General features: G+C 62.3%; 22 protein-coding genes. 14 read left to right on the top strand and 8 right to left on the bottom strand.

The features are described from left to right. Window positions 1-165 precede the first annotated feature (165 nt). The 7 genes from O7A60_RS17065 to O7A60_RS17035 all read left to right on the top strand — a co-directional run bounded on the left by O7A60_RS17065 (window position 166) and on the right by O7A60_RS17035 (window position 6,682). Window positions 166-387: a twin-arginine translocase TatA/TatE family subunit gene (locus tag O7A60_RS17065; protein WP_015317533.1), complete on the top strand. Its 222-nt coding sequence runs from the start codon at window positions 166-168 to the stop codon at window positions 385-387. A gap of 30 nt (window positions 388-417) precedes the next feature. Continuing rightward, complete coding sequence (tatB, locus tag O7A60_RS17060; protein WP_337107239.1) at window positions 418-1,200, top strand: Sec-independent protein translocase protein TatB; 783 nt, start codon at window positions 418-420, stop codon at window positions 1,198-1,200. After that, the gene (gene tatC / locus O7A60_RS17055) at window positions 1,197-2,072 is read left to right on the top strand and encodes a twin-arginine translocase subunit TatC (protein WP_337107238.1); all 876 of its coding nucleotides are present in this window, start codon (window positions 1,197-1,199) and stop codon (window positions 2,070-2,072) included. Before tatB ends, tatC begins: the two co-directional genes overlap by 4 nt. Window positions 2,073-2,265: 193 nt before the next feature. Next, complete coding sequence (gene serS / locus O7A60_RS17050) at window positions 2,266-3,570, top strand: serine--tRNA ligase (protein WP_337107237.1); 1,305 nt, start codon at window positions 2,266-2,268, stop codon at window positions 3,568-3,570. Continuing rightward, window positions 3,570-4,328, top strand: a complete 759-nt coding sequence (gene surE / locus O7A60_RS17045) for a 5'/3'-nucleotidase SurE (protein ID WP_027146802.1) — start codon at window positions 3,570-3,572, stop codon at window positions 4,326-4,328. The genes serS and surE overlap by 1 nt, the downstream gene beginning before the upstream one ends. Next, window positions 4,325-4,984 (top strand): protein-L-isoaspartate(D-aspartate) O-methyltransferase, encoded by a 660-nt coding sequence (locus tag O7A60_RS17040; RefSeq protein WP_337107236.1) that lies wholly within the window; start codon window positions 4,325-4,327, stop codon window positions 4,982-4,984. The genes surE and O7A60_RS17040 overlap by 4 nt, the downstream gene beginning before the upstream one ends. A 165-nt stretch (window positions 4,985-5,149) precedes the next feature. After that, window positions 5,150-6,682, top strand: a complete 1,533-nt coding sequence (locus O7A60_RS17035; protein WP_337107235.1) for a peptidoglycan DD-metalloendopeptidase family protein — start codon at window positions 5,150-5,152, stop codon at window positions 6,680-6,682. 112 nt (window positions 6,683-6,794) lie between these two features. On the opposite strand, the gene O7A60_RS17030 is transcribed toward O7A60_RS17035, so the two are convergent. Continuing rightward, the gene (locus O7A60_RS17030) at window positions 6,795-7,685 is read right to left on the bottom strand and encodes an NAD-dependent epimerase/dehydratase family protein (RefSeq protein WP_337107234.1); all 891 of its coding nucleotides are present in this window, start codon (window positions 7,683-7,685) and stop codon (window positions 6,795-6,797) included. Between O7A60_RS17030 and O7A60_RS17025 the strand changes: the two genes are divergently transcribed. Continuing rightward, on the top strand, window positions 7,611-8,618 hold the full coding sequence (locus O7A60_RS17025; protein ID WP_337107233.1) for an AraC family transcriptional regulator: 1,008 nt from the start codon (window positions 7,611-7,613) through the stop codon (window positions 8,616-8,618). The genes O7A60_RS17030 and O7A60_RS17025 overlap by 75 nt on opposite strands. A gap of 42 nt (window positions 8,619-8,660) precedes the next feature. Here O7A60_RS17025 and O7A60_RS17020 read toward each other — a convergent pair whose 3' ends face one another. After that, window positions 8,661-9,536 carry an ATP-binding protein gene (locus tag O7A60_RS17020; protein WP_337107232.1) on the bottom strand — a complete coding sequence of 292 codons (876 nt, stop codon included), beginning with the start codon at window positions 9,534-9,536 and terminating at the stop codon, window positions 8,661-8,663. A 287-nt stretch (window positions 9,537-9,823) separates the two neighbouring features. Here O7A60_RS17020 and yajC point away from each other — a divergent pair, with 287 nt between their 5' ends. From yajC to O7A60_RS16990, 6 genes are all read left to right on the top strand, one after another. Then, window positions 9,824-10,165, top strand: coding sequence for a preprotein translocase subunit YajC (gene yajC, locus O7A60_RS17015; protein WP_010909882.1), 342 nt, complete (start codon window positions 9,824-9,826; stop codon window positions 10,163-10,165). 51 nt (window positions 10,166-10,216) lie between these two features. After that, on the top strand, window positions 10,217-12,766 hold the full coding sequence (gene secDF / locus O7A60_RS17010) for a protein translocase subunit SecDF (protein ID WP_140768055.1): 2,550 nt from the start codon (window positions 10,217-10,219) through the stop codon (window positions 12,764-12,766). 25 nt (window positions 12,767-12,791) lie between these two features. Further along, window positions 12,792-13,187 (top strand): Mth938-like domain-containing protein, encoded by a 396-nt coding sequence (locus O7A60_RS17005; RefSeq protein ID WP_337107231.1) that lies wholly within the window; start codon window positions 12,792-12,794, stop codon window positions 13,185-13,187. Window position 13,188: 1 nt separating this feature from the next. Next, window positions 13,189-14,037, top strand: coding sequence for a phytoene/squalene synthase family protein (locus tag O7A60_RS17000; protein WP_337107230.1), 849 nt, complete (start codon window positions 13,189-13,191; stop codon window positions 14,035-14,037). 78 nt (window positions 14,038-14,115) lie between these two features. Further along, window positions 14,116-14,550, top strand: coding sequence for a hypothetical protein (locus O7A60_RS16995; RefSeq protein WP_337107229.1), 435 nt, complete (start codon window positions 14,116-14,118; stop codon window positions 14,548-14,550). Continuing rightward, complete coding sequence (locus O7A60_RS16990) at window positions 14,550-15,554, top strand: sterol desaturase family protein (RefSeq protein ID WP_337107228.1); 1,005 nt, start codon at window positions 14,550-14,552, stop codon at window positions 15,552-15,554. Before O7A60_RS16995 ends, O7A60_RS16990 begins: the two co-directional genes overlap by 1 nt. Here O7A60_RS16990 and O7A60_RS16985 read toward each other — a convergent pair. The 6 genes from O7A60_RS16985 to O7A60_RS16960 all read right to left on the bottom strand — a co-directional run bounded on the left by O7A60_RS16985 (window position 15,509) and on the right by O7A60_RS16960 (window position 18,485). Next, window positions 15,509-15,700: a type II toxin-antitoxin system RelE/ParE family toxin gene (locus tag O7A60_RS16985; RefSeq protein ID WP_337107261.1), complete on the bottom strand. Its 192-nt coding sequence runs from the start codon at window positions 15,698-15,700 to the stop codon at window positions 15,509-15,511. The genes O7A60_RS16990 and O7A60_RS16985 overlap by 46 nt on opposite strands. Next, complete coding sequence (locus tag O7A60_RS16980) at window positions 15,658-15,840, bottom strand: hypothetical protein (RefSeq protein ID WP_337107227.1); 183 nt, start codon at window positions 15,838-15,840, stop codon at window positions 15,658-15,660. The genes O7A60_RS16985 and O7A60_RS16980 overlap by 43 nt, the downstream gene beginning before the upstream one ends. Continuing rightward, window positions 15,812-16,114, bottom strand: a complete 303-nt coding sequence (locus O7A60_RS16975) for a type II toxin-antitoxin system ParD family antitoxin (RefSeq protein WP_337107226.1) — start codon at window positions 16,112-16,114, stop codon at window positions 15,812-15,814. Before O7A60_RS16975 ends, O7A60_RS16980 begins: the two co-directional genes overlap by 29 nt. A gap of 73 nt (window positions 16,115-16,187) precedes the next feature. Further along, window positions 16,188-17,600, bottom strand: coding sequence for a methylenetetrahydrofolate--tRNA-(uracil(54)-C(5))-methyltransferase (FADH(2)-oxidizing) TrmFO (gene trmFO, locus O7A60_RS16970; protein ID WP_337107225.1), 1,413 nt, complete (start codon window positions 17,598-17,600; stop codon window positions 16,188-16,190). Window positions 17,601-18,155: 555 nt separating this feature from the next. Continuing rightward, entirely contained in the window at window positions 18,156-18,296 is a 141-nt protein-coding gene (locus O7A60_RS16965; RefSeq protein ID WP_337107260.1) for a DUF1127 domain-containing protein, read from the bottom strand. Window positions 18,297-18,344: 48 nt separating this feature from the next. Next, a complete protein-coding gene (locus O7A60_RS16960) occupies window positions 18,345-18,485 on the bottom strand; it encodes a DUF1127 domain-containing protein (protein WP_084637119.1) in 141 nt (46 codons plus the stop codon). Window positions 18,486-18,492 lie beyond the last annotated feature (7 nt).

Raw genomic sequence — 18,492 nt, 5'->3', positions numbered from 1 at the left:
CAAAAGCCGCTTTACGCCTTTACATGCGCCGTTTGGTAGCGGGCCGCTTCGCTGAAAATGCGTGACATCCGACACCCTTTCATAAACTCTGTCGCGGTTGTGTTTGAATCCCAACGCGAAAACGCATAGATCATCGCCAGGGAAACCATTCGAGAGAGATTTGCTATGGGTTCATTTTCGATTTGGCACTGGATGATCGTGCTGGTCATCGTGCTTCTGGTGTTCGGCCGCGGCAAGATCCCCGAGCTGATGGGCGACATGGCCAAGGGCATCAAGAGCTTCAAGAAGGGCATGGCCGACGACGACGTCGCCGACGACAAGCGCACCGTCGAACACCGTGCCGATGAGACCGTTTCGGCCGCGAAGGAAAAGGCCAGCAAGAGCTGAGCCAAAGAGTTCTAGTCGGAACAGATTGCCATGTTTGAAGTCGGCTGGACCGAAATGCTGGTGATCGCGATCGTCATGATCGTGGTCGTCGGGCCAAAGGATTTGCCCAACATGCTGCGCACCTTTGGCCGCACGGCGGCGAAGCTGCGCGCCATGGCGGGCGACTTCCAGAAGCAGTTCAACGAGGCGTTGAAGGAAGCCGAGCTCGACGACGTTAAGAAGTCGGTCGACGAGCTCAGGGGCCTGAGCCCGGTTGCCGAGATCAAGAAGCAGCTTAATCCGTTCGAGCAGGCTGCGGCCGATGTGCGCGCCGGCGTCGACGCCGTGATGAAGCCGAAACCAGCGGCCGATCCGTTGGCCCCCGCCGCTTCGACGCCACAGGTGGCCGAGCCGTTGAAGAACGGTGCAACGACCATGCCTGGCGTCAACGGGCCTGAAGCCACGACACCAGCCCCGATTTTCCCGGCGATGACCGATGAATCGGTGGTGGCGGCATCCACGGAATCTGCCATTGCGCCGAAGGCAGCTAAGAAAACCGCGAAGACGGCACCGGCTGCGAAGGCGCCGTCCGAGGCCTCGACGTCCGCGAAGGCGGCGACGGCAAAAGCCGCACCCGCGCCGACGGCAAAAGCCGCGCCCGCGCCCAAGGCGCCGAGGAAGGCCACGACAGCGGCAACGCCTGCAGCCGCGGCCGTGACGAAGCCTGTTGCCGCCAAGTCGACCGCCGCCGCCAAGGCTGGGACGAAATCCGAGCCGAAGCCTGCTCCGGCGAAGAAGCAGGTGACCAAAAAGACGGCTGGAGCCGCCAAGTGAGCGTTTCGGACAAGGAAAAGGACGAGATCGAAAAATCGTCGGCGCCGCTGATGGAGCACCTGATCGAGTTGCGCAGGCGGTTAATCTGGTCGCTCGGTGGCTTCTTCGTAGCCTTCCTGGTCTGCTTCTTCTTCGCCAAGCGGCTGTTCAACATTTTGGTCGTCCCCTTCAAATGGGCGACGAAATGGGCGGGGCTCGACCCGCACAAGGTCGAGCTGATCTACACCGCGCCGCAAGAGTTCTTCTTCACCCAGGTCAAGCTCGCCATGTTCGGCGGCATGGTCATCGCCTTTCCGTTGATCGCCACGCAGATCTACAAATTCATCGCGCCCGGCCTCTACAAGAACGAGCGCAATGCCTTCCTGCCGTTCCTGATCGCATCGCCCATCCTGTTCCTGATGGGCGCCTCGCTGGTCTATTTCTTCTTCACGCCGATGGTGATGTGGTTCTTCCTCGCCATGCAGCAGGTCGGCACGGACGACCAGGTACAGATTTCCCTGCTGCCGAAAGTGTCGGAATATCTCAGCCTCATCATGACGCTGATCTTCTCCTTCGGCCTGGTGTTCCAGCTGCCGGTGGTGACCAGCCTGATGACGCGTGTCGGCATGCTGTCGTCCAAGGCGCTGGCGGAAAAGCGCAAATGGGCGATCGTCATCGCCTTCATCGTGGCCGCGGTGCTGACACCTCCAGATCCGATGAGCCAGATCGGTCTGGCCCTTCCGACCATCCTTCTCTACGAGGTCTCCATCTGGGCCGCGCGATGGATCGAGCGGGATCAGGAAAAACAGCGGCTTGCGCGCGAGAAGCAGGAAGCCGGCGAGACCGTGGCGGACAAGGCGCCGGACGAGCCGCCAGCGCCAGCTGCTTCGTAGGACAACAGGGCCGGGCCAGCGTCGGAAAACAGCAATCAGCCCATCTTGCATCGATCAAGGATGCGGTTTACCCCCTCTGACTGAAACGCATCGCCACAAAGGCGGTGCGTTTCAGTTTTTGTTTTGAGCATGTCGTTGTCCCAAAACCGCTGCGCACTTTTGGGCGACATGCTACCCGAGGAGCGTTCAAACCATGCTTGACATCAAATGGATTCGCGACAATCCGAAGGTCCTTGTCGAGGCGCTCACCAAGCGCTCGTGGCCGTCGGCTGAGGCGCAGTCCACGGTCGATGATCTGATCACCCGGGATGAGGCGCGGCGCGAGCATGTCACCGAACTGCAGACCAAGCAGGAGCGCCGCAACGCCGCCTCGAAGGAGATCGGCAACGCCATGCGTTCGGGCGATGCCGCCCTTGCCGAAAAACTCAAGGCCGAAGTCGGCGAGATCAAGACTTTCATCCAGAACGGCGAGGCGCGCGAGCGCGAGCTCGACAAGGCGCTGAACGACGCGCTGGCGGTGCTGCCCAATGTGCCGTTCGACGACGTGCCGGTCGGCAAGGACGAGCACGACAATGTCGTCAAGCGCACCGTTGGTGAAGTGCCGACGCGTCCGAACTGGGTGAAGGAGCATTTCGAGATCGGCGAAGCGCTCGGCATGATGGATTTCGAGCGCGCGGCAAAGCTGTCGGGCTCGCGCTTCACCGTGCTCAAGAGCGGCCTGGCGCGGATGGAACGCGCGATCGGCCAATTCATGCTCGACCTGCACACGACCGAGCACGGCTATGAGGAGATCATCCCGCCGCTGATGGTGAAGGACGACGTTCTGTTCGGCACCAACCAGTTGCCGAAATTCGAGGAGGATCTGTTCTTCACGCCACATGGGGAGGGCAGGCTTGGCCTGATCCCAACCGCCGAAGTGCCACTCACCAATCTCGTGCGCGAGGAAATCACGTCGCATGAAAAGCTGCCGCTGCGCTACACCGCGCTTACGCCCTGCTTCCGTTCGGAGGCAGGCTCGGCGGGGCGTGACACGCGCGGCATGCTGCGTCAGCATCAGTTCTACAAGGTCGAGCTCGTGTCGATCACCGACCAGGAATCCTCGCTGGCCGAGCATGAGCGAATGACGCAGTGCGCCGAGGAAGTGCTGAAGCGGCTCGGCCTGCCGTTCCGCACCATGGTGCTGTGCACCGGCGACATGGGCTTTGGCGCGCGCAAGACCTATGACATCGAGGTCTGGCTGCCCGGCCAGAACGCCTATCGCGAAATCTCGTCCTGCTCGGTCTGCGGCGATTTCCAGGCGCGCCGTATGGACGCCCGCTACAAGGACAAGGACGGCAAGGGCAACCGCTTCGTCCATACGCTCAACGGTTCGGGCACCGCTGTCGGCCGCGCCCTTATTGCTGTCATCGAAAACTACCAGAATGAGGATGGCAGCGTAACCATTCCTGAAGTGCTGCGGCCTTACATGGGCGGCCTGGAAAAGATCGAATCGAAATAATGCGCATTCTTCTGACCAATGACGACGGCATTCATGCCGAGGGCCTGGCGTCGCTCGAGCGCGTCGCCCGCACACTGTCCGACGATGTTTGGGTGGTGGCGCCGGAGCAGGACCAGTCGGGTTATGCCCATTCGCTCTCGATCTCGGAGCCGCTGCGGTTGCGAAAAATCAGCGAGAAGCATTTTGCCGTGCGCGGCACGCCGACCGATTGCGTCATCATGGGCGTCAGGAAGATCCTGCCCGGCGCCCCCGACCTGATCCTGTCCGGCATCAATTCGGGCGCCAACATCGCCGATGACGTGACCTATTCGGGCACCGTCGCCGGTGCCATGGAAGGCGCGCTGCTCGGCATCAGGTCGATCGCGCTCAGCCAGGGCTACAGCTATGTCGGCGAGGATCGCGTCGTCCCTTACGAGACGACCGAAGCACTGGCGCCGGCGCTGCTGAAGAAGCTCGTCGCGGCGCCGCTGCCCGACGGCGTGCTGCTCAACGTCAATTTCCCCAACTGCCTTCCCGAGGAGGTGGCCGGCACTGTTGTCACCACGCAGGGCAAGCTGGTTCATAGCCTGTGGGTCGACGAGCGCCGCGACGGCCGTGGCCTGCCTTATTACTGGCTGCGCTTCGGCCGCGAGCCGGTCGAAGGCAAGCAGGGAACCGATCTCTTTGCCCTGCGCAACAGGCTGGTGTCTGTGACGCCGTTGCAGCTTGACCTCACCGCGCACGAGATCCGTGACCAATTGAGCAAGGCGCTTGCATGAACCAAGGCTTTCCAATCGACGATCGCGAAGGATTTGCCGCTTTCCTGTTGCGCCTGCGCGGCAGGGGCACGGTGCCGAAGGCGCTGATCGCGGCTTTCGAGGCGACACCCCGGCGCGGCTTCCTGGCGGCGCAGTTCCACCCGATCGCCTGGTCGGATCGCATGTTGCCGATCGAATGCGGCGAGGCGATCGAAGGGGCTGACATGCAGGCGGCGGTGATCGCCGCACTCGCTATCGAAACGGGAAACCGCGTGCTCGAGATCGGCACCGGCTCCGGCTACACGTCGGCTGTCATGTCCCGGCTGGCGGCGCGCGTCGTGACCGTCGATCGCTACAAGACGCTGGTCGAGCAAGCCCGGCAGCGATTCGAGGCGCTCGGCATTGGCAATGCCATCGTGCGCCACGCCGATGGTTCCAACGGATTGCCCAATGAGGGGCCGTTTGACCGCATCGTGGCCTGGGCGGCGTTCGACAGCCTGCCGCGCTTCCTGCTCGACCAATTGTCGAGCGGCGGCATCGTCATCGCGCCGATCGGGCCGGAGGAAGGGGAGCAGGTGCTGGCCAAGCTCACCAAGGTCGGCAGCCGTTTCGAACGCGAGGATATCGGTATGGTGCGGCTGCAACCAATTCTGCGCAGCCTGGCAGCGGTTATCTAGTTTCAGGCCGGCTGCCAGATCTCTTTCGGGCCCGCTATCGGCATCGCCGACCATCCTCAAATGTTTTAAGAAAATTTTCGTCGGATTCTAATGGGTTAACCGCCCAGTAACATTAACGCGCTTTAATCCTGTCCAGTTGGTGCAGCGTTTGTGCGGGTTAGTGCGATGCAACTCAGTGTTTTGAAGGCAAATAGTCGCAATCTGGCGCGGGGCTGCGCTGTTCTGATGATTGCGGGTGCGGCGGCCGGGTGCAGTTCCCAGGCTTCGCGGTTCAACAGTGTCGATGACGTCTTCACCTCCTCGACAAACAATCAGCGCGCCATCATCAACAAGCAGGATGCGGTGCAGCCCTATCCGGGCGATGTCTCGGCCGCTCCGCTCGACGGCAGCCATACGCAGTCGGTCAGTCGCTCCAGTCTCGAACCGGTTTCCAGCCGGCCATTGCCGCCGCCGGCTTCCGCGCAGGCGCAGCCGGCTCCAGCGCTCGCGCCCGCCGCCAATCCGGTGCGTGTCGCATCGGCGCCGGCCCTGGTTCGGCCCGCTCCTCATGTCGACAGGACGACGACCGGTGCTGTCGCGCCGGCCGCCAAGCCTTTCAAGAATGCCCAGCCCGACGAACCGAAGATGGCCCAGGCAGGCACACCGCACGCGACAGAAATCGTCGTCAGGGACGGCGAGACCATTTCCGGCCTGGCGGCGCATTACAAGGTGCCGGCCGATGTCATCATGAAGGTGAACGGCCTGAGCCCGACCAAGGGGCTGAAGACCGGCCAGAAAATCGTCATCCCGGCCTATGGCTATTCAAGCAAGAGCGAGCCGAAGGTTGCCGACGCAAAGCCGGCGAAGGACGGCAAGCACGATCTGCCGGCCACCGCGCCGGACAAGGTCGCCGTGCTGCCGCAGCAGCCGAAGCTCAAGGAGGGCAAGTCCGCGGCTCAGGTCGACGCGTCGGCCGCCGCGAGCCAGCCCAAGGAGCCCAAGCCGGCGCAACTGGCCAAGGCAACCGGCGTCGCGGGGACCTATACGGTCCAGTCGGGAGACACGATGTCCTCGATTGCCAGGAAGACCGGCGTCGGCGTCGTCGCGCTGAAGCAGGCCAATGGCATGAAGGATGGCCTGCGGAAGATCGGCCAGACCCTCAAGGTGCCGGCGGGCGGAACAGCGACAGTAGCCAGCGCCAAGCCAGCCAAGGTCGATCCGGTGACCACGGCAACCACGCAAGCGCCGGCAAAGACCACGCCGTCGGAAACGCTGGCATCCTACACGCCGCCGAAGAAGGACGCGAAGGTCATCCAGCAGGCCGAGGACGACGACGCGGTGGCGCCGGGTGCCACTGGGATCGGCAAAATGCGCTGGCCGGTTCGCGGCCGGGTGATTTCCGGTTTCGGATCCGGCAAGGACGGCGTCGACATCGCCGTGCCAGCAGGAACGCCGGTCAAGGCGGCCGAGAACGGCGTCGTCATCTATGCCGGCGACGGGCTGAAGGAATTCGGCAACACGGTGCTGGTGCGTCACGAGAATGGTCTGGTCACTGTCTATGGTCATGCCAGCTCGATCGAGGTGCAGCGCGGCCAGAAGGTCAAGCGCGGCCAGGAAATCGCACTCTCGGGTATGAGCGGCACGACGGACTCGCCGAAGCTGCACTTCGAAGTGCGCAAGAACTCGGCTCCGGTCGATCCGTCAGGCTATCTCGAATAGAATAAAAAAAGCGATTTGCGGGCCGTCTGACCTCCAGTCCGGCCCGCCGGCTCAGGCCCGCCCCGAAAGGAGCGGGCTTTTTCAGTTTTGTCGGATGCCTGCTTCTCAAGGCTCAAAGATGATCGCGTAGCGTGTCGGCGATCATGACCTCAAGGCTGCTGGCCTTGATACCGAGAAGCATCTCGGCGTCGGAAGAATCGACCAGCAAGGGGTTCTCGAAAAGATAGCTCATCTCGATGAGTTCATGCATGCCCAATGCCTCCATCTCGGCAGTGGAATAGGATCGGATTTCCGAAACCTCTCGTCGAAGCATCGCAGCGGTTTTCTGGATGAGCTCCCTGGGTGAGGCGTATTGCGAGGGGACGTGAAACGCGCGCCCCCATTCGCCCGCGTAACGGGAAGCCGCGACAAGCGTCCTGGCGACGTCCTTGGTGAAGGTCCACGCATGCGTCGCATCGAGGTCTCCAATGAAAGCGGTGGGTTTCCCGTCGATGATGGAGGGCAGAGCGACCAGCGAGAAGTAGCTGATGGCGCCATGCCCGAGATAGTCGCTCGACCGCACTTCGATCGCCGGTACGTCGGCACGAACCGCCCGCTGCCACATGATCGTCCTGGCGGTTCCTTTCTTCGAAGTCGGGTCCAGGGGCAGGTCGGAGCGAAGCGGGCTGTCGGCATTTTCCCCATAGCCATACAGGTTTCCCAGCACGATGAGCTTCGCGCCGACAGCTTCCGCCGCGCGCACGGTGCCGTCGATGATGGGGAAGAAGTCCGTCGGCCACCTGTGATAGGTGGCCATGGCGCACATGAAGATGGCATCGGCGCCTTGGCAGACACGCGCGAGTTCCGACGCATCGGTGGCGTCGGCCTGTACGACCCGCACATTCCGCAATGCGTTCGAACCGGCACTCCGGCTGGTGAGGACGACATCATGTCCTTCCTCGCCAAGAAGGCGAGCGGTTTCGCGACCGACCGGGCCGGCTCCGACAACAACATAGAAACTCATGGCATAACCTCTCGTTCAAGTTTGATGGAGAGGCGTGAGTACAGGTCCAAGGCATTGAAAATCGCGCGGGAATTGCCAAATCTTGAACAGGTTTTGCCACGAATCGAGAGAGCATGCGTTCGCAAATACGCTCCGGCCCCAGTCGCGTCCGACGTAACACTAGCCTCCCGGCATATCGAAGCCGGCGTCCACCGCCTGCCCCGGGCGCCACACCATCGCATCATGGTGCATGCCAGCGCGGCGACGCGCTCCTACTGCAATCAGGTCGGACGATATTTCGTCAGGCGCGCCGGCGATATTGATCTGGTGCCGGCCGGTCAGGAGGGCGGCTTCGAGGCCGAAACCTCGTTCAACACGATCGAGATCGCGTTGCAGCCAGCCTTGATGGACAGGGTGGCGGCGGAGCTTGGCGGCAAGGCGCAAGCGTTGCGGCTCGACACGCGTCACCTGCTTCGTGACCAGCGCATCGAATATCTCGCTCGAGCGCTCGAGAGTGAGCTGAACGCAAACTCGCCGAGCGATCCTTTGTTTGCCGACAGTATTGGCGCCGCACTGGCGGTGAGGCTGCTTGGCCTCGGTGAACCTGATATCGATCGAACGAACCGATTGTCGAATGCCCAGCTCCAGCGCGTGCTGGAACACATCGAGGCGGCTCTCCACGAGCCGCTTTCGATCCATCAACTAAGCCGTGTTGCCGGCGCGAGCAGCTCGCATTTGCGGATATGGTTCAAGGTGGCGACGGGCGTCACCCTGCACCGCTATGTGTTGCGACGTCGCGTCGAACGCGCACGTGTTCTGCTGCAGCGAGGCGATCTCAGCACAAGCGAAGTGGCTGAAATGACGGGCTTCGCGCACCAGTCACATCTGGCGCACTGGATGCGCCGCGAGATCGGCCAAACGCCGCGCGACCTGCGACGGGCGCAGCCGCCCTAATGACGTTGGCGTTTGATCGCGTTGGCGACGCGATCAAACGCCTCAATCCTTCAATGGCCTTCCGAGACGGCCGGCAAGATCCTGCGTGAACTGCCAGGCGACACGGCCCGAGCGGCTGCCGCGCGTCGTCGCCCATTCCAGCGCCTCTGCCCGTAGCTGCTCGGGATCGACGTCAAGGCCATGATGGCTGGCATAGCCCTTGATCATATCGAGATATTCGTCTTGCGAACATTTGTGGAAGCCGAGCCACAGGCCGAAACGATCGGACAGCGAGACCTTTTCCTCGACCGCTTCGGACGGGTTGATGGCGGTCGAGCGCTCATTATCGATCATGTCGCGCGGCAACAGGTGGCGGCGGTTCGAGGTGGCGTAGAAGATGACGTTGGCCGGGCGGCCTTCGACGCCGCCTTCGAGCGCTGCCTTCAGCGACTTGTAGGACGTGTCGTCATGATCGAAGGAGAGGTCGTCGCAAAACAGGATGACACGGAAGGGAGCCGTCTTCAGCAGGCTCATCAGCTTCGGCAGCGTATCGACATCCTCGCGGTGGATTTCGATCAGCTTCAGCGGCAGGCCGGAGTGGGTCTTGGCATTGATTTGCGCATGCACGGCCTTGACCAGCGACGATTTGCCCATGCCGCGCGCGCCCCACAACAGGACGTTGTTGGCAGCGAAGCCTGCGGCGAAGCGCTCGGTATTGTCGACGAGGATGTCGCGGACCCGGTCGACGCCGCGGATCAGACCAATGTCGACGCGGTTTACCTTGCCCACCGGCTCCAGATAACCGGGATCGGCCTGCCAGACGAAGCAATCGGCTATGTTGAGGTCGGTTTCAGGCACCGGCGGCGGAGCGAGGCGGCTGACGGCCTCGATCAGGCGGTCCAGTTTCTGGTTCAGGGCGTCGATGCTGGTATCGGTCATATCAGGTCTTTTGCTTTGGTTCTTGATGGCAGGCGGACCCCGGTTCGATTCCGGCGGTTTCGAAACCGGTTGCAACCATTTGTTCGAACGTGATCTTTTCCGAAAACCGGGTCTCGGTTTTCGTGATCCTGCTCTAACACGGCTAAACAGGCCGGAAAAGCAGCGGATTTGCCCGGCCGCGCAGTTGCATTGGCAACTTTACCGACTATATTCCGGCCAAATTTCGCGGGGCCGCCAATCTCGCTTAACGGTTTGGCGGCTGCTTTTCAAAATTCAGGAGTACCTCGATGTTCGTGACACCGGCATACGCCCAAGGCATCGGCGGCGCCTCTCCCGATATGTTCATCAGCATTTTGCCGTTTGTCCTGATTTTCGTGATCATGTATTTTCTGATCATCCGCCCGCAGCGCACGCAGCTGAAGAAGCGCGGTGAGATGCTGGCGGCGGTTCGTCGCGGCGACACCGTCGTCACCGGCGGCGGTTTCGTCGGCAAGGTAACGAAGGTGATCGACGACAACGAGCTCGAGATCGATCTTGGCGGCGGCACCAAGGTGACGGCGCTGCGCTCGACGATCGCCGACGTGCGCGTCAAGGGCGAACCGGTCGCTAACCAGAACGCCAAGAAATAACCAAATTCCAGGCGGAGCGATCCGCGGACACGCTCTGACGGACGACGCCATATGCTTTATTTTTCGCGCTTCAAGATGATCCTGATCTGGCTGGCCGTGGCCGCCACAGTGATCCTCGCCGCGCCCAATCTGTTCCCCGCCAGCACGCTGGCCCAGCTCCCCAGTTGGGTGCCGAAGCGGCAGATGACGCTCGGCCTCGATCTGCAGGGCGGTTCGCACATCCTGCTGGAGATGAATCAGAACGATCTGATCAAGGATCGGCTCGAGACGACGCGCGATGAAATCCGTACACTGCTGCGCGATGCCAAGATCGGCTATACCGGCTTGGGCGGCACGGGACGCACCTTGCAGGTCCGCATCACCGATCCTGCTCAGCTCGATGCCGCCAAGAAGGCGTTGAAGACCCTGACCGATCCTGTGGCTGCCGGCCTCTTCACCGGCGGTTCCATCCAGGAAATGTCGCTCGACGATTCCGAGCCGGGCCTGCTCAAGTTCACCGTCACCGATGCCGGCATTAAATACCGCACTTCGACCGCATTGGCGCAGTCGATCGAAGTGGTCGAGCGCCGTGTCAACGAACTCGGCACGACCGAGCCTATCGTGCAGCGGCAAGGCGACGACCGCATCCTCGTCCAGGTGCCTGGCTTGCAGGATCCGCAGCGGCTGAAGGAAATCCTCGGCCAGACCGCGAAGCTGACCTTCCAGATGGTCGACCAGTCGATGCCGGTGCAGGACGCGCTCAAGGGTCGCCCGCCGGCCGGTTCTTCCGTGCTCTATTCGCAGGACGATCCGCCGGTTCCCTACCTGATCGAGAACCGCGTCATCGTATCGGGTGAAAACCTCGTCGACGCACAGGCGACATACAATTCGCAGAACAACGAGCCGGTGGTTTCGTTCCGCTTCGATTCGAAGGGCGCCGCACGCTTCGGCCAGGCCACCGCGCAGAATGTCGGCAAGCTGTTTGCCATCATCCTCGACAACCAGGTGATCTCGGCGCCGCAGATCCGCGAGCCGATCCTCGGCGGCACGGGTCAGATATCCGGCAATTTCACCGCCCAGAGCGCCAATGATCTGGCCGTGCTTTTGCGCGCCGGTGCGCTGCCGGCGACGCTGACCGTCATCGAGGAACGCACCGTGGGTCCGGGCCTTGGTCAGGATTCGATCCATGCGGGCAAGGTCGCCGGCATCATCGGTTCGATCCTCGTCGTGGCGTTCATGTTCGTCGCCTACGGTTTCCTCGGCTTCCTCGCCAACATCGCGCTGGCGGTGCACGTGGCGATGATCGTCGGGCTGCTGTCGCTGCTTGGCGCGACACTGACCTTGCCGGGTATTGCCGGTATCGTGCTGACCATCGGTATGGCGGTCGATTCCAACGTGCTGATCTACGAGCGTATCCGCGAGGAGCGACGCGCCGGCCGCTCGGTGATCCAGGCGATCGACACCGGCTTCTCGAAGGCGCTGGCGACCATCGTCGATTCCAACGTCACGTCGCTGATTGCGACCGTGGTGCTGTTCTATCTCGGAACCGGACCGGTGAAGGGCTTTGCCATCACCTATGCCATCGGCATCCTGACCACGGTCTTCACCGCTTTCACCTTCACCCGCCTGCTGGTCTCGATCTGGCTGCGGCGTGCCCGTCCGAAGGAATTGCCGAAAGCACCGGTGACCTTCGTTCCACCGGGCACGAAAATTCCGTTCATGGGTATCCGCCGGTGGACGTTCGGGCTGTCGAGCACATTGTCGATACTGTCCGTGGTGCTGTTCATGAGTGTCGGCATCAATTACGGCATCGATTTCAAGGGCGGCTCGCTGATCGAGGTACAATCCAAGTCGGGCACTGCCGATCTCGCCGACATCCGCGGCAGATTGACGGAACTGAACATCGGCGAAGTGCAGGTGCAGCAGTTCGGTGCACCCAACGACGTGTTGATCCGCGTCGGCACGCAAGACGCGGGTGAAAATGCCGAGCAGACCGTGATCGACAAGGTGCGCGGCGAGTTGCAGGACCAGTATAATTTCCGCCGCGTCGAAGTGGTTGGCCCGACAGTTTCGGGCGAACTGGCCAAGCAAGGCACGATAGCCATGATCGTCGCGCTGGTCGGCATCCTGGTCTATGTCTGGTTCCGTTTCGAATGGCAGTTCGCGGTCGGCGCCATTGTTGCGACGGTGCACGATGTGGTCATGACGCTCGGGTTTTTTGTCATCAGCGGGCTCGAATTCAACCAGTCTTCCCTTGCGGCGATCCTGACTATCATCGGGTATTCGCTGAACGACACGATCGTCGTCTATGACCGCGTCCGCGAGGATCTGCGAAAATACAAGCGAATGCCGTTGCCGCAACTGTTGAACAACGCCATCAACGAGACGTTGTCGAGAACGACGCTGACGTCCGTGACGACCAGCTTGGCGCTGCTGGCGCTGGTGCTGTTCGGCGGTGAAGTGATCCGCTCCTTCACGCTGGCGATGCTGTTCGGCGTCGTGTTCGGCACGTATTCGTCGATCTTCATCGCGGCGCCACTGCTGATCCTGTTCAAGCTGCGGCCGCAGGCTTCAGCCGATGAGGAAAAGCCGGTCAACGGTGGTAAGGCGGTCGCGACCTGACGCGCGGCCCCGAAGGGGTGACAGAGTGGTGACCGGCAAAGGCATCGTCATCCGCGAGGCGCATTTCCCCGGCCGCGCGCCAATCGAGGCTTATGGCAATGGCGGCTTCCGCTTTGCCGACATGTCGCATCGCGGCTCGCTCCTATGTCTGCCGTCCGGCATCCACGGCTGGGAGCCGGCAAATCCCCTGGCGCTGACGGTCGCGGATTTCGACCGGCTTATGGCCGAGGCCGACAAGGTCGAGATCCTGCTGGTGGGCATGGGCAGGGATCTGCGGCCGTTGCCGGCGGCACTGCGAGGGGCATTGAAGGATGCAGGCATAGCCTTCGACCCGATGTCGACCGGGGCAGCAGTGCGGACCTACAACGTCCTTCTGGCGGAAAACCGCGCCGTGGCTGCCGCGCTCATTGCCGTCGACTGATATGTCGCAGAATGCCAAAATCGTCATGGAGGCGGTGCGCGCCGCCGACCATGACCGCTATCTCACCGCCCTCTACGCGCCCGCCGACAAGCGCGATGCGCTGTTTTCGCTTTACGCTTTCAATGCCGAGATCGCCGGCATCCGTGACCGCATCCATGAGGCGTTGCCCGGCGAGGTGCGGCTGCAGTGGTGGCGCGATGTCATTGACGCCGGCGGCGAAGCGGGTGCTGGCCATCCCGTTGCCGAAGCCTTGAACGCCACCATTGCGGCATTCAAGCTGCCGAAACTGGCCTTCGAGAACATGCTCGAGGCACGTATCTTCGATCTCTATGATGACCCGATGCCATCGCGCACCGATCTGGAGGGCTATTGCGGCGAGACGGCGGCCGCGCTCATTCAACTCGCGGCGATGGTACTCGATTCCGCCGAGGCGCCAGGATTTGCCGAACTGGCGGGCAGGGCGGGCTGCGCCCAGGCAATAACGGGGCTTTTGCTTCTGCTGCCGCTGCACCGCAGGCGCGGGCAGTGTTTTATCCCGGCTGACGTCCTGGCGGCGGCGGGCTCGTCGCCGGAAGAATTTGTTGCCGGTGACGGCGGGTCTGGCGCCCAGCGCGCCGTGGCCGCGATGATCGCGCTGGCGCGCGAACATCTTTCAGCCTTCGAGCGGGGTGCCGCCGCGCTGCCGGGGTCATTGCGTCCGGCATTCCTGCCGCTGGCGCTGTCACGGGCTTATCTCGACAAGATGGAAGGCCCGCGCCACTCACCGCTCAGCGGCGTGGCACGGCTGTCGGCATTGCGCCGGCATTGGTTGCTGCTGCGTCGTGCAGGCAAGGGCTGGCCGACACTTTGACGTAAACGTCAATCGTGTTAAGGAGTCAGCCTGCCGAGAACTGTCGCCGAAGACGACGGGCTGGCCAGGAGGAAATCCATGAGCTTGCCCGTGCTGGTCGCGATCGTCGTGCTAGGCATTGCGCTGTCGGTTGCCGCAGTGCATTTCACCGGCGGCAGCAAGCTGGCCACTCTGGACAGCCGGGATCAAACTCTGCGCCTTTTCGCCGAGGATTTTCCTGATGAGGCAGCCACGACTGTCCGTCTGACGGCGGATGCCCGGACCGCGTTTCTGGACATCGGGCGAGGGCGCGTCGGTATCGTTCATGGCATCGGCGACTGTTTCTTGACGCGTATCGTCACCGCTGCGGACGTCGCGGTGTCCGAACCTGACGAGACGAACACAATTCTGATGCGGCTGACGGACTTCACCTGGAAGGGCGGCCGCTTCCGCTTCGCCAATGCCGCCGACGCGCGGGCCTTGCTGAACGCCCTCGAGCCGCGAGACACGAGTTCCGCCAGGGCGGCCGCGTGATGGACAGCTACGATTTTCCGCAGGTCACCCAACTGGCCATTCCGTTTTTCGTCGCCGCGATCCTGATCGAGCTATGGCTGGTGCGCACAGGTCGCGCGAAGGGCTCGTTCGAGACGCGCGACACGTTGACCAGCCTGATGATGGGCACCGGCAATGTCGTTGCCGGGCTGCTGCTTGGCGTCGTCTCCTACTGGGCGCTGCTCTGGCTCTGGCAGTTCCGTATCTTCAATCTCGGCCTGTCGGGCTGGGTGTTCCTGGCCGTCTTCCTGCTCGATGACCTGCGCTACTACGTCTATCACCGTATTGCGCACCGGGTGCGCTGGGTGTGGGCGGAGCACGTCAATCACCATTCCAGCCAGCACTACAATTTGTCGACGGCGCTCAGGCAGAGCTGGACCGGGCTGTTCACCTTCATGTTCGTGCTGCAGGCGCCGCTGGTGCTGCTCGGCTTTCACCCGACGGTGATTGCCTTTACCTTCGGCTTCAACCTGGTCTGGCAGTTCTGGATCCACACCGAGACGATCGGCAAGATGTGGGGCTGGTTTGAATTCGTCTTCAACACGCCCTCGCACCACCGCGTCCATCACGCCACCAATCCGCGCTATCTCGACGCCAACTATGCCGGCACGCTGATCATCTGGGACCGCATGTTCGGCACCTTCGTCGAGGAATTGGAGAAAGACCGGCCGCGCTACGGGATCGTCAGGAACCTGGGCACTTTCAATCCGCTGAAAGTTGCATTTCACGAATGGATCGGCATATTCAGGGATGCCTTCGCACCCGATCTGACGCCGCGCGAGCGCCTGAACTACCTGATCAAGCCGCCAGGCTGGAGCCATGACGGCTCGCGCGATACGTCGGAGAGCTTGAAGGCGGCGTATGTTCGGAGAAATCCGGGCGAGGCGGGTAAGCCGGGATTGCCGCCGGCGGGTGTCGAGCCGGCGGAATGGTCTTGGCGTCAGGATGGCTCACTCGACCCGCCATCACGCATCAGCGCTTCATAGTCGCGACCGCCATAGAAGATTTTGACGATACGCACGAGGTCGTTGTCGATTGCGTAGGCGATGACGGCCGAGTGTTCGAACGGCACGGTTCGCAGCCCCGGCGCTATCCCGTCGCGGGATCGCCCGCCGCGAGACGCATTGCCGATGCTCTGGCAGCGAAGCTTGATCCGGTCGCGAATTGAACGGCTACGCGCTCGCTTCCGCTCTGGTCGAGAATATAGCTCGCAATCGAATCCAGATCGGCGAGCGCCTCTTGGCTAAGAATGACGGCGAGACGCTGGATCATCGCTCTCTCTCGCCAGCTCCGAGATTCGCTTCTTTACTCTCTCGATCGCTTCGTCCAGCGGGACGCCTGGCCTCGTGTCTTCGATCGAAGCTTTTACGCGCGCCCGGATCGAAGCCATACGTTCGGCATGTTCTTCTTCTTCGCGCTGAAAGGCGCGAAGAGCGGCACGGATGACCTCGCTCGCTGAGCCGAAAGAGCCATCCTCGACTTTTTCTCGGATCATACGTGCCACGGCGGGCGTGACGGTGACGGATAGTTTCTCGGCGGATTCCATGGAGCGGCCCCTGTGACGCAAAGTAGGATACTATACCACTTTGCACTCTGACCCAAACAGATGCGGCAATCCGCTATTCCGCAGCCTCAGCCGTTAGTGCCGGCAAACCCAGCCATTGCCGGCAATCGGCCCGCGCACGCGACGTGATCGCATGCCTCTTGGCTACGGTCTTGTCCTTGCCGCGTAGGCGCTTGCCTTCGACTTTCTGCGCTTCAACCGGCGGGAACAGGCCGAAATTGACGTTCATCGGCTGGAACGATCGCTTGCCCGGCTCATCGTCGGAGACGATATGGCCGCCGGTGATGTGGTTGAGCAGCGCGCCGAAGGCGGTGGTGAGCGGCGGCAGCGATGGTGCATGGCCAAGCCGCTCGGCGGCGGCGAACCGGCCGGCGAGCAGGCCGATCGCGGCGCTCTCGACATAGCCTTCGCAACCGGTGATCTGGCCGGCGAAGCGCAGGCCGGGACGCAACTTCAGCTGCAGCGAGCCGTCGAGCAAGGTCGGAGAATTGATGTAGGTGTTGCGGTGCAGGCCGCCCAGGCGGGCGAAGTCGGCGTTTTCCAGGCCCGGAATGGTGCGGAACACGCGCACCTGCTCGGCGTGCTTCAATTTGGTCTGGAAGCCGACCATGTTGTAGAGCGTGCCCAGCGCATTGTCCTGGCGCAGCTGGACGACCGCATAGGCCTTCACCGTCGGGTTGTGCGCATTGGTGAGGCCCATCGGCTTCATCGGTCCGTAGCGCAGCGTCTCGACGCCGCGTTCGGCCATGATCTCGATCGGCAGGCAACCGTCGAAATAGGGCGTGCCTTCCCACTGCTTGAATTCGGTCTTCTGGCCGTCGACCAGCGCCTGCACGAAGGCGAGGTACTGATCCTTGTCCATCGGACAATTGATATAGTCCTTGCCGGTGCCGCCCGGTCCGACCTTGTCGTAGCGCGACTGAAACCAGCAAGTGTCCATGTCGATCGTGTCGAAATGGACGATCGGCGCGATGGCGTCGAAGAAGGCCAGCGCATCGGCGCCGGTCGCCTCGGCGATCGATTGGGCAAGCGATGGTGCGGTCAGCGGCCCGGTGGCGATGATCGCCTGGTCCCACTCCGCCGGCGGCAGACCGGGAACTTCCTCGCGCTTGATGGTGATCAGCGGATGTGCTTCGAGCTTTTTCGTCACTGCATCGGAAAAACCGTCGCGGTCGACTGCCAGCGCGCCGCCGGCCGGCACCTGGTTGGCGTCGCCGGCGCTCATGATCAGTGAGCCCGCGAGCCGCATTTCGGCATGCAAAAGGCCGACGGCATTGTTTTCGGCGTCGTCGGAGCGGAAGGAGTTCGAACAGACGAGTTCGGCCAGGCCATCGGTCTTGTGGGCGTCGGTGCCGCGAACCGGACGCATTTCATGTAAGACGACGGGCACGCCGGCCTCAGCCGCCTGCCATGCCGCTTCGGAACCGGCGAGGCCGCCGCCGATGATATGGATTGGATTTTTGCTCATGGCGCCGGAATAATCGCTTGCCGCGGCGATTGCAATTGTCGCGCGCGCGAAAGGCCTGGTCGGGAAAGCCTGCCCCTGAAAACAACAACACCCGCCGGGGGAGGAGGTCCGGCGGGTGTCGTTTTGGGGGTAGACCCTCGGGAAGAGGTGAAGGCCGACCGTATCGCCGGGGAGGAGGTCGGCTCAGACGAAATTCTTTTCGCATTTTTAGCGAGGGCGAAGCCTCTGGAGCAAAATTCGTTTTGCCCCTGGAAACAACGCCCGCCGCGGGAGGAGGTGCGGCGGGCGCCGTTTGGGTGGCCAACCCTCGGGAGGAGGTGAAGGTTGGGCCTATTCGTCATCGCCGGGGAGGAGGTCGGCTTTGACGAAATTCTTTTCGCCACTTTAAAGAGGGGCAAAGCCTCTGGGCAAAACTCGTTTTGCCTGGGAAACAACGCCCGCCGCGGGAGGAGGTGCGGCGGGCGCCGTTTTGGTGGTCAACCCTTGGGAGGAGGATAAGGGCTGACCGTCTTCGCTTGGGTCGGGGAGGAGGTCGACCCCAGCGAAATTCCTTGGTTAGATCGCCTTGCGGGCGACGACCTTGATTTCGTCACGGACGATACCGAGATCATGCAGCTGGCGGTTCGAAAGGCGACCCAGCTCGGTAACCGTCTCGCGATAAACGCGCCAGTTACGATAGTTGCGGATCAGGTTCATTGTCATGCTCTTCTCAAAACTGGTTCGGACCATTCGCGGTCCGAAGAATTAGACCGCCTTGCGAGCGACGTAAGGAATGTCGCTGCGGCTGATGCCGAGGTCGGTCAGTTCACGGGTGCTCAGGCGGCTCAGCTCGGAAACGGTGTCCCGGTAGCGGCGCCAGTTGCGGTAGTTGCGGATCAGGTTCATGGTAGTT

It is taken from the genome of Mesorhizobium salmacidum (SeqCode) (assembly GCF_037179605.1).
GTDB classification, from domain to species: Bacteria; Pseudomonadota; Alphaproteobacteria; order Rhizobiales; family Rhizobiaceae; genus Mesorhizobium; species Mesorhizobium salmacidum.
The sequence above is the reverse complement of the archived record's forward strand: the minus strand, read 5'-3'. Positions and strand labels throughout refer to the sequence as shown.